At 48.8% G+C, this 11,028-nt stretch carries 10 protein-coding genes and 2 pseudogenes; 6 read left to right on the top strand and 6 right to left on the bottom strand.

Annotated elements, in window-relative coordinates; genetic code table 11:
- The 3 genes and pseudogenes from KDK18_RS04490 to KDK18_RS04480 all read left to right on the top strand — a co-directional run.
- Positions 1-257 (top strand): annotated as a pseudogene (locus KDK18_RS04490) (hypothetical protein); the annotation flags it as partial.
- 550 nt (positions 258-807) lie between these two features.
- Entirely contained in the window at positions 808-1,644 is an 837-nt protein-coding gene (locus KDK18_RS04485; protein WP_257253503.1) for a hypothetical protein, read from the top strand.
- Positions 1,645-1,935: 291 nt separating this feature from the next.
- On the top strand, positions 1,936-2,103 hold the full coding sequence (locus tag KDK18_RS04480; protein WP_257253501.1) for a hypothetical protein: 168 nt from the start codon (positions 1,936-1,938) through the stop codon (positions 2,101-2,103).
- A 55-nt stretch (positions 2,104-2,158) separates the two neighbouring features.
- Here KDK18_RS04480 and KDK18_RS04475 read toward each other — a convergent pair whose 3' ends face one another.
- Positions 2,159-2,965, bottom strand: a complete 807-nt coding sequence (locus KDK18_RS04475) for an ankyrin repeat domain-containing protein (protein ID WP_257253504.1) — start codon at positions 2,963-2,965, stop codon at positions 2,159-2,161.
- Between KDK18_RS04475 and KDK18_RS04470 the strand changes: the two genes are divergently transcribed.
- Positions 2,876-3,079 (top strand): hypothetical protein, encoded by a 204-nt coding sequence (locus KDK18_RS04470; RefSeq protein ID WP_257253506.1) that lies wholly within the window; start codon positions 2,876-2,878, stop codon positions 3,077-3,079. The genes KDK18_RS04475 and KDK18_RS04470 overlap by 90 nt on opposite strands.
- A gap of 12 nt (positions 3,080-3,091) precedes the next feature.
- Here the strand turns inward: KDK18_RS04470 and KDK18_RS14650 are convergent.
- A pseudogene (locus tag KDK18_RS14650) lies at positions 3,092-3,145 on the bottom strand (hypothetical protein); the annotation flags it as partial.
- Positions 3,146-3,564: 419 nt separating this feature from the next.
- Here KDK18_RS14650 and KDK18_RS04465 point away from each other — a divergent pair.
- Positions 3,565-4,215: an O-methyltransferase gene (locus tag KDK18_RS04465; protein ID WP_257253499.1), complete on the top strand. Its 651-nt coding sequence runs from the start codon at positions 3,565-3,567 to the stop codon at positions 4,213-4,215.
- A gap of 72 nt (positions 4,216-4,287) precedes the next feature.
- Here the strand turns inward: KDK18_RS04465 and KDK18_RS04460 are convergent, their stop codons facing one another.
- Positions 4,288-5,049, bottom strand: coding sequence for a TlyA family RNA methyltransferase (locus KDK18_RS04460; protein ID WP_257253498.1), 762 nt, complete (start codon positions 5,047-5,049; stop codon positions 4,288-4,290).
- Positions 5,050-5,615: 566 nt separating this feature from the next.
- Here KDK18_RS04460 and KDK18_RS04455 point away from each other — a divergent pair.
- Positions 5,616-6,512, top strand: coding sequence for a hypothetical protein (locus KDK18_RS04455; protein WP_257253496.1), 897 nt, complete (start codon positions 5,616-5,618; stop codon positions 6,510-6,512).
- 20 nt (positions 6,513-6,532) lie between these two features.
- On the opposite strand, the gene xdhC is transcribed toward KDK18_RS04455, so the two are convergent.
- From xdhC to xdhA, 3 genes are all read right to left on the bottom strand, one after another.
- On the bottom strand, positions 6,533-7,375 hold the full coding sequence (gene xdhC, locus KDK18_RS04450; protein WP_257253495.1) for a xanthine dehydrogenase accessory protein XdhC: 843 nt from the start codon (positions 7,373-7,375) through the stop codon (positions 6,533-6,535).
- Complete coding sequence (gene xdhB / locus KDK18_RS04445) at positions 7,362-9,722, bottom strand: xanthine dehydrogenase molybdopterin binding subunit (RefSeq protein WP_257253493.1); 2,361 nt, start codon at positions 9,720-9,722, stop codon at positions 7,362-7,364. Before xdhB ends, xdhC begins: the two co-directional genes overlap by 14 nt.
- On the bottom strand, positions 9,715-11,028 hold a 1,314-nt coding region (gene xdhA / locus KDK18_RS04440), incomplete at its 5' end, for a xanthine dehydrogenase small subunit (RefSeq protein WP_257253492.1). The genes xdhB and xdhA, both read right to left, overlap by 8 nt.

Here is an 11,028-nt window from a genome sequence, read left to right as displayed (position 1 = left end):
AAAAGCGCTTTGAAGAACGCTTTGACCAACAAGAAAAACGCTTTGACGAACAAGAAAAGCGCTTTGAAGAACGCTTTGACCAACAAGAAAAACGCTTTGACGAACAAGAAAAGCGCTTTGAAGAACGCTTTGACCAACAAGAAAAACGTTTAGACCAGCAGGAAAAACGCTTTGAAAAACGCTTTGATTGTCAAGATAAAGAGATTGCGGAAATCAAAGAAACCTTAAAACTCATCCTGTCCAGACTGCCCAGCTAAACGCCGCATACCAAATGGTTCCAAAGGATTGCCTCGACGGTCAGCCTTTGGACCAAAGGGGTCTATGATCCTGTGAATTTGGCGTGCATGTATCATCGTCTGCGGTTGTGCTGGAAATGCAGAATTCACCGAGTCGGCACTTAGCATTATTAAACGGACAGTAGATTCTGCCCCAAGCGTGTGAGCAACCGACTTCAATACGCCAGCCTTTGCTTTCTAAGTATTTCAATGCTGCTTCTATTTTTTTGTTCGGATGCTTTTTTCTTGGCATGGTTTGATCCTGGTTAACTTGGCGGTGATCCTTCAGGTTGTCATATTTATTCAAAGGCAAGCCGAACAGTCTGGTATAAAATCTCACTCTCGCCATTCAAGGGAGTGAATATTATTTATCTGCTCTGTCAGTGCTTTGAGTTTTTATACAGGCTCAACACCTGCTTCAAGACTGCGTCGAAAATATTCCGGATGGGGCCGAAGCTATGGAACGAGCAGAAGGCATTTGTTATGCCTATACTATCGATCCAGCATATAGTATTTAAAACTGAATATTGGAATGATTACTAAACTTGTTGCTCTATTACTTCTGGCGGTTACCTCTAAAATTTTTGCTCAACCTGATGGCTGTCTTGAACAAAACGCTTCAGATTTACAAAAAGCTGGGGCAACGTGTCATCACATGTCCGTGGAAACTGCAGAGGCATTAGTATGTATAAAAATTGATAGATCTAAAAAAAGAGACAAGACTTTTACTGGGTTACTTCAGGATGGTTTTGAGAAGAGAACGGTATTAAAGTATCTTCCATTTGAAATAAAAGATGAACTTTTTAACTGCATCAATGGGAATGAAAGGGATAATGATTTAGCAAAGAAAATGGGTGAAAATACGCTGGGAAAGATGATATCTTTTAACATTAAAACACATAATGGCAATCACGATTACAAACCTTCAAATTTATGGCAGGAACGATTCATAAAATGTATAAATCAAGGATTACAAAATATTTTTGATAATTTCCCCCCAGAGTTAGGAAATCGTTTGCCAGGAAATAAAACTTTTAGCGATTATTATAAAGGTGTAAAAACGCCAACAACCTGCTTTCAATTCGTGAATTTAATGGAGGTTAATTCACAATCATACCATGACGAACTTTACCTTCAACTTACAGCTCTGGAAAACTCAGACATAAAGGATCATTTCATTACTATTGCAATTTTAAACAATAACAAACTTGTTCATACATTCATTCATATTGGAGATAATGTTTGTATAAGTAAAATAGGAGGTAGTAGTATTTATTTTCATACTGTTGAAGATATATTAAGTCATTACCAAGAGTATTATAAAACCCCTTTGAGTTTAGCGATTGCAAATATAAAAACTTTACAGTAGCCGTATGGTAAATAGTGCCTGCCCGAAAACCCACAAATAATCCGGTTCAGCAGACAACAACCAAAATTTTTTGATTAAAATTCAGTCCACACATTTGTGGGTGCTACTTTTTGGTTGATTTATGATTATTTATAGTGTGTAGAATTCACTTCTATCATTTAAATTTTTGCATTCTTCATCCATGATTACGGGCGACCTCGTTCCATACCTGCTAACTGATTGAATAGAGGAGCAATGTCATGTAACTCTGAGTCCGGGAACACCAGGAAGTTGTTTTTACCGGATAGTAGAATGCCTCTCTTTTGCTCCCTTCCTTTCCTTGACCTCGGTAAGGGCTTTCACTCAGTTGGTATAGCCCAACTTGGTTGCGATGGACAGCGAGGTGGCGCCATCCAAAGTCGTGGCGGCGTTGAGATCTGCCCCGGCGTGGATCAGGATTTACGGGCAATCGGTATTTGATTAAACAATCAGCCCTCTCAAAAGCTCAGAAGATGGAAACTCCTCAAAGCCGTGTTTAAAGGATAACGCAGTCCCCTTCATTTGTTCTCTTCGCTGCCTTGGCCCTGATAAGGGCCTCTGCGCAGTCGTGGTTGTCCATCTCGATTGCGATGGACAGCGGGGTGGCGCCATCCATGGTTCTGGCCGCGTTGCGATCCGCCCCGGCTTCGATCAGGAGTTTTACGCAGCCGGATCTATTTTCCTGGGCAGCGAGGAACAGCGGGGTGGTACCATCCGGCAAGACGGCGTTGAGATCTGCCCCATGTTTGATCAGGAGTTTCACGGAACCTTCACCGCCCCTACAGGCTGCAATGTGTAGCAGCGTGTTGCCATCCCTGCGCCGGCTGTTGAGGTCTGCCCCGTCTTTGATCAAGAGTTCCATGCACTTGACATAGCCTTTCGAAACAGCGAGGAACAGCGGGGTAACGCCATCCGGCATCTTGGGGATGTTGCGATCTGCCCCTTTCTTGAGCAGGAGTTTCACGCAGTCGATTTTGCTCTGCTGGGCAGCAAAGTACAGTGGGGTGGCGCCCATCCGGGTTCGGGCGTTGATATTCGCCCCAGCCTTGAGCAGGCGTTCCACGCAGTGGGTCTTGCCCATCTGGGCAGCCATCATCAGCGCAGTGACCCAGTCCTCAGTCCGAGCGATATTGACGTCCGCCCCGGCCTTGATCAGGCGGTCAACGATCACCGGATCCCCCTCATTGGATGCCAACATTAAGGGAGTATCCTTATGCATGACGGCATTGACATTGACTCCTTCTGCCAGCGCCCCAAAGACCTGTTCCCGATCCCCGTTTACACAGGCATGATAAAACCTCATAGTGGGGAAAAATTTAACCTGGTGAGATTCACCAGTGTTCAAATTCGTCACAGGGAACGGGTCTTGCCGACAATACGAGCACTCGCGGCGATCTATGGCTACGTTAAGAAATAGCTGCGTCATACAGTCCGAATGGTAGCCGTGACCACATTGGGTTCGCAATTCAGTTTTGACGTCCACAGCCGCCACAGCGCGACCATGGAATTTTTCCAAACAAATAGGACATTCATCGTTTATCGACGTTACGTCAGGTCCGGGCCCCTTGGGGAAAGGGGAGTCAGCAATGGCATCCACAAGTAAAACCTCCTTGTTATTTTATTCAATGAGTTATACGAATGAGTTTTAGACACAAAAAAAGTACGATAATTCAGTTTTATGGCTAATAAATTTGCTGTGACTTAATAATCACGATCAAAAACTCAGACGATGGGAACACCTGAAAGCCCTGTTTACTGGATAACACTCCGACTTTCTTTTGTTCCCTTCCTTACATGATCAGCATTAAGAGGTTCTCTTGATCCCTGACTGCTGATATAAAATGGAAGGTATCAAACCTGAGGCTCCGTGCTTGCTAACTGATTGAATAGGGGGGCAGCATCATGTCCAGAACCACTCTGACCATATCACCTGAAATTGCTGCTTACCTTACTGATGCGGGTATGCGTGATCATCCCGTATTGAGTGAGCTGCGAGCACGGATGGCAGACTTTACCGAAGGCTACATGCAGATTTCGCCTGAGCAGGGCGCTTTCATGCAAATGCTGGTGAAGATCAGTGGTGCAAGAAAGGGAATAGAGATCGGCACTTTCACTGGTTACAGTGCTTTGGCGACAGTATTGGCCATGCCAGAAGACGGACACCTGACTTGTCTGGATGTTTCTGAGGAATGGACAAATATTGCCAGAGAGCACTGGCAGAAAGGAGGTGTGTCAGAGAAAATAACCTTGAAAATTCAGCCTGCTCTGGACAGCCTTTCCGAAATGGCAGATCAGGAGGGTTCATTCGACTGGGTGTTCATTGATGCTGACAAAGAAAATTATCTGAACTACTACCAGCGTAGTATTGAGTTACTGAAATCCGGTGGGCTGGTTTTGGTGGACAACGCTCTCTGGGGTGGCACGGTCGTAAATCCTCAGGATGCAGAAGCCAGAGCCATTGATGAATGCAACCGTTTTATTCAACAGGATAACAGGGTAGATATGGTCTTACTGCCCGTGAGCGACGGATTGATGATCGCTCGCAAACGATAACTTTTCAGCGTGATGGCGCTTTGGAGCATGGGGACCAGAATTTTGTAACAGCCTCTTAGGGCGGGGAATACGTCAGGACGTTTTTCTGGCAATTATCAGAAACTCCCGGTTTCCATCACCCCCTTTAATCGGACTGTCAAAATACTGGGTTGTTTTCAGACCCTGCTCTTCGAGACAGTTGCGAATAGACGACTCGACTTCAGGATAAAGGCTTTCATCCCGAACAATGCCGCCTTTGCCAAGGCCGGCTTTTCCCACTTCAAATTGCGGTTTGACCAGGCTGATCAAAAAACCTTCCTTTTTAATCAGGGTGGCCAGCGAAGGAATAATCCTGGTCTGGGAAATAAAAGAAACATCCATCACCGCCAGATCAAACCCGGCTCGACCTGCGGTATGCTCTAACAGCTCCGGGCTCAGTTGGCGGGCATTAATACCTTCCAGACAGACTACCCGCGGTTCCTTTCGCAATTTCTCTGCCAGTTGATCATGTCCTACTTCAATACCGACCACTTTTGCAGCGCCTGACTGCAAGGCACAGTCAGTAAAACCTCCTGTTGACTGGCCTATATCAATTACGGTCATTCCCGAAATATCAAGACCCACTCTCGCCAAAGCACTGGCCAGCTTGAGGCCACCACGGGAAACAAATCGGTCCGACTCATCCAGAGCGACCTTTAGCTCTGCGTCTCCGGTCAATTTCTCGCTGGGTTTCTTTATGGCCTGCCAGTTGCCGGAATGCAACACTTTCACCTTTCCTTCAGCAATAAACTTTTGAGCCTGGGTGCGAGAAGCAGCAAGGGCTTTGTCTACCAGCAGGCGATCTACTCTTTCCATTTTGATAACCGCATTGGGAAATAGGGAGAGTATAAGTACCTGTTAACATGAAATCATATTTTCTTGCTTATTCTGCGCCCACCTTTTAGCGAAACTCGCGAAAATCTCCAACATAGAGCGCCAGATTCTCCATCGTTTTCGCGCAGTGAATAGGGTGGAGTGGGTCGGGTCGCAATATGATTTCTGAACCGGTTAGGGGGGAACCATTCTCTCATTCGAATGTCCATATTTATAGATGCCATCTGACGATGGAAGTCATTCAACCAATGAATAAGGAGTTTCGTATGATTAATCAGCCCCCTATACTGTCGATTTCCCCTGCTGTCTCTGGCACTGCGCCTTCAGCAGTGGATCCTGCTCAAAAGCACGATGATCTGTCCAAGCAGATTGCAGCCCTTCCTGAACCTGAAGTTAGCAAGCACATCCCTTTAACAGAACATAATCTGGATGAGTTTAAAAAGGCGTTGGAAAAGTATTGCGTGACTCCCGCGGAGGCAATGAATCACCCACTGGCATGGATTGTTGGCACCATGGAGGGTTCCGCAACCGCTCTCAGTAAGGCGACTTTGAACCCGATTCCCTTCACCTCATGGCGTCTTCCTCTTCTTCCTTTGGTTTCATTGAAATGTCTGGGCATGAAAAAAACGTTGGCGCTATATACTGCTATTGGCGCAGTCGGAGGCTTTTACGGCAGGGTTAAAGCTGCTTCTGAAATTTATCAAAAGACACCTGAAGATAACCTGAAAGAAAAAATAACAAGCCTTGGGGAGGCGTGTTCCGAGTTGAAGGATCAAATGCTGCACGCGCGGCTTGATCGGTTGAGAGCACAAAATAAGTTGCGTCAACTGGCGCCTATGTTGAGCGTTCGAGATCGTGAAAAGCTAAGTAATGAAATCAAACTTTCGCTGAATAAATGCCTTGAAATGACGATGCCGACAGAAATCCGGTTTTATGAGAAACAACTGGAAAAGCAGGCACCCATCATTCTTGAGCTTAAAGAAAGGATCGGTTTTTTAGAGCAGCAAATGAGCAAAGGCAAGGATGTGAAGCTGGAATTGCTGCGTACAATGTTTGATTTAGATGCCGAGAGCGATGCGTTCGATCGCGTGCAAAAACTACTGGACAATGCAAAGGACACCCCGGTTCAGGATGTGGCTGGGCACGCCGGGAAGCTGGATAAGCTGGCGTCTGCCATGACTGAAGGTTCTATGCTTCCCAAGACACTTGAAGCTCAAAGGCAATTTCTGGAAGCCGATAGCAAACTCAACAAATTGCAGTCTGATTTTATACAAAAACAGAAAGAGTTTATTAACGCTCTTGTCCAAGAGCAGCGGTTTCGTTTGGCTCGGGGTCAGGGAATGACGACGAAGAAGGAAGATAAAGAGGCATCTCGTGCAGCTGCTTCCGGTAGTGCATATAGCCAATCTCAGACCACCGGGGTTAATGATTCAAGTTCAGTATAAACCCTCCCACCACCAAGCTTTCAGGCTTGGTGGTGGTCGTTTATTAATCTTTTTAGCGCCTGCCAGGGAATACCTTCCCGTTTTCGGGCAAGACTGCCTCGAGAGCCATTTTTGACGGCCAGAATCTCTCCGGCAATGGCAATGGCGATCTCTGCGGGTTCTCTGCCTCCCACTGCGTTCAGTCCGACCGGACACCTCATGTGTTCAATCCGGGCGGGGTTGAAGCCCTTGTGCTCAAGGCGTTGACGAAACCTCCGGGCTTTAGTCTCAGATCCTATGACGCCCAGCCAGCCAATGTCTGATCGCTTCAGTGTTTGCTCAGCAATCGCATAATCCAGCTGGTGGTTATGGGTGACGACCAGAACAAAGGCGTTTTCAGGCAGGGCCGCCACTTCTTCATTGGGCTGTTCACTGAGGATACAGGTCACATTCTCAGGCAGAGTCCGGGGGAAAAGCTCTGCCCGATTATCAATCCAGGTGATACGGCAATTCAGGGGTGAAAGAACATGAATGAGTGCTTTGCCAATATGTCCGGCCCCGAACAGAGCGATATGGAAGTTACAGCCTGCTATGGGCTCCAGCATCACGCTGACACTGCCCCCGCAACACTGACCGAGCCGGGGACCCAGTGGGAAGTGTTCCATAACAGGTGCCTGCTGATCTGATGCTATCAGCTCTCTGGCCCGCTCAATCAGCAGAAACTCAAGATGCCCACCACCCACAGTGTCAAAGCTTTTTTCGTCTGTGACCAGCATTTTACTGCCTGATTTTCTGGGCGCAGAACCGGCTGATCCCAGAATGGTCACAAGCACACCCGGCTGGCCGGAACGTTTGAGTTCTGACAGCGCGTCAATCCATTCCATAGACGACCTCCTCTTTGTTCAGAGGTTCTGTTTGAAATCGCTCTTTTATTTCCGAAATGGCTTTCAGCACTCTTTCCGGAGTCGCTGGAACATCAATGTCCGGGCTGACGGTGTAGTCTGAAAGGCTCGACACAGCATCACGTATTGCAGACCACACCGAGATGCCCAGCATCAGCGGAGGTTCGCCGGTCGCTTTGGAATGATAAATCGTATGCTCAGGATTATCCTGCTCAAACAACTCAACATTAAAGATAGCCGGGAGATCTTCAATCGTCGGAATCTTGTAAGTCGCCGGATTGTTACTCAGTAACCTTCCCTGCTCGTCCCAGACTGTCTCTTCACTGGTCATCCAGCCCATACCCTGGATAAAACCGCCCTCAATCTGGCCACGGTCAATGGCGGGGTTCAGTGATCTGCCAACGTCGTGCAATAGGTCAGCTCGTTCCACCCGGTATTCTCCGGTCAGGGTATCCACCACGACTTCGGATACGGAAGCACCGCAGGCGAAATAATAGAAAGGGCGACCCTTGGCGGTTTCTCGGTCGTAGTGAATCTCCGGCGTGCTGTAAAAGCCTGAGCTGGAAAGTGAAATTCGGTTAAAGTAGGCGGCCTGAATCAGTTCAACAAAGGGAATGGTCCGTTCTTTCATGGTGACATGACCATCAGCAAACTCAATATCTTCAGGTTTTTCACGGTAATGTTCAGCCGCGAAAGTTATCAGGCGATCACGGATTTTCTGGCAGGCATCCTGTGCAGCCTTGCCGTTCAGGTCACTGCCGCTGGAGGCCGCTGTCGGAGAGGTATTGGGCACTTTGTCGGTTCGGGTAGAGGTCACCTGCACCTGATCCAGACCGACGCCAAATTCATGGGCAACCACCTGGGCCACTTTAACGTAAAGGCCCTGCCCCATCTCGGTGCCCCCGTGGTTCACCTGAATACTACCGTCGGTATAGATATGGACCAGAGCACCAGCCTGGTTGAGATGTTTGGCCGTAAAAGAGATGCCAAACTTCACTGGGGTCATGGACAGGCCTTTCTTTAGTACCGGGCTGTCTCGGTTGAACGCAGTAATCTCCTGCCTGCGCTTTCGGTATTCAGAGCTCTCTTCCAGTTTTGCCATCAGTTCCGGAAGCACATTATGCTCAAAGGTCTGGTGATAATGAGTGACATTTCTTTCGCCAACGCCGTAAAGGTTATTGAGGCGAACATCCAGTGGGTCCAGACCGGTGGCACGAGCAATGTCGTCCATCGCCCGTTCTATCACCAGCATGCCCTGAGGTCCTCCAAAACCTCTGAATGCGGTGTTGGAAGCCGTGTTGGTTTTGCAACGGTGGCCTGTGACTATGGCATTATCGAGATAGTAAGCATTGTCGGAATGAAACATGGCCCGATCAACGATAGCGTCTGTCAGGTCGGGGGAATAACCGCCATCACCTGCGACCTCTATATCTATCCCCCTGAGAGCGCCGTTGTTGTCAAAGCCTGCCCGGTAACGGTGTCTGAAAGGGTGGCGCTTGCCAGTGGATATCATGTCCTGCGAGCGATCGACCCGAAATTTTACGGGTTGTCCGGTTTTACAGGCCAGAAGTGCTGCGATACAGGCTGGGCCAGCAGCTTGGGTTTCTTTTCCACCAAAGCCTCCCCCCATGCGTCGAACATCAGCTACGACTTTATGCAAAGGAATGCCCAGAACTTCTGCCACCAGTTTTTGTACTTCAGAAGGGTGCTGGCTGGAAGTGTAAACATGGTATTGGTTGTCTTCCAAAGGGACGACGCTGGCAATCTGCCCTTCCAGGTAAAAATGTTCCTGGGCACCGTTGCTCATGGAACCTTCGAGTTGTCTGGGCGCCTCGGCAATCGCACGATGAGCGTCGCCTTTATGCATCACATGCTCAGGTCTGAGAAATGATTCTTCCTGCATGGCCTGATCAATGCCCAGTACCGGCTTTAACACCTTGTATTCGATGTTGGCTTTTCTGGCCGCTTTTTTGGCGGCCAGATGAGACGTAGCCGCTACTGCAAAGACCGGCTGACCGACATAGTCGACCTTGCCATCAGCCAGCAACATATCGCCAGGGTAAACCGGGCCAATATCCTTGTGTCCGGGAATGTCCTCAGCGGTGACGACCATGACCACACCGGGGCTGTTTTTGACCGCTTCAAGATCCATGCTGATGATTTCGGCATGAGCCTGGGCAGACAGTCCAAATCCGGCATGAAGCTGGCCTGCCATTTCGGGTCGATCATCGATATAGGTGGCTCTGCCGCTGACATGCAGGTGAGCACTGTCGTGTTTGGCCGTGTTCGGGGAAGACTGGGCGGTGGTGATGTCCGGTAACTTACGCATGAGCAATGATCCTTGCAGTTTGTCCGGACATTTCCAGAAAGTATCTTTCCAGCAGGTTGCAAGCTGCCTGCAGCCGATAGTCGCTGCTACCCCTGACATCGGACAATGGTGTGAATTCTGAACGAATAGCTTTCTGTGCCGCCAGCAGAGTGGTGGCGCTGGCCTGATTGCCCGTCAGAGCTGTTTCGCAGGCCTTAGCCCGTTTGGGTATTTCTGCCATACCTCCGAATGCGACCCTGGCTCGGGTAATAATTCCGTTGTCGTCCAGTTCCAGATTGATGGCAGCCAGAACGGCGGATATGTCATCGCCATATCGTTTGCTCAGTTTGTAAACCCTGAGTTGGTGGGGATTGAGTGGGATGCGTATGCGGGCAATAAATTCGCTTTCTTCGAGCAGGGTCTTTTTGTAGCCCAGGAAAAAATCTTCCAGAGGAAGGGATCTGTTCCTGTTTCCTGTACGCAGTTCGACCTCTGCATCCAGAGCCAGTAACACAGGAGGTGTGTCGCCAATGGGAGAGGCATTACCGATGTTGCCACCCATTGTGCCCACGTTTCGAATCTGCTGTGAGCCCAGACGCGAAAGCATTGTGGCAAAGTCGGGGAAGTGTTTGGCCAAAAGAGGTTCCAGCTGACGGTAGGTTGCAGCCGATCCAATGATCATTTCCTGATCATTACAGGTGATTTCTTTTAGCTCATGGACCGATGCCAGTGAGACCAGCGAAGGTAAATCCTTCATTTGTTGAGTCACTTCCAGCCCAAGGTCAGTGCCACCGGCCAATATTCTGGCCTGTGGGTGCTTCAGCAAATAGTCAGCCAGCTCTTGCTCGGAATTCGGCATGAACACACCGGTTGCCGTATCATCTAACCGGGCTTTCAGGGCGATGAGTGTCTGAACTGTCTCCTGTTCGCGACGCTTGAAACGGTCAGAGGGTGTCAGGCTGGCAATCTCATCGGCAGCATCGACGATAGGCTGGTAGCCGGTGCAACGGCAAAGGTTTCCACCCAGAGCTTCAGCAACCTCAGGTCTGTTGGCGGGTTTCTCATGATGAAAGGCAAACAGGGACATGATAATTCCGGGCGTGCAGAAACCGCATTGAGAGCCATGATGATCCACCATGGCTTGTTGCACAGGATGCAGTTTTTCCCCTTCAGCAAGATCTTCAACGGTGATCAGCTGCTTGCCGTTGAGTGCTGGTAACAGAGCAATACAGGCGTTAATGGTCTGATAATTCAGACGGTCGTTCTCTGGCTCGGCAATTACCACGGTGCAGGCGCCGCAGTCACCTGAACAGCAGCCCTCCTTGGT

Source organism: Endozoicomonas sp. SESOKO3 (assembly GCF_024606255.1).
This window is presented reverse-complemented; position numbering and strand designations above follow the sequence as displayed.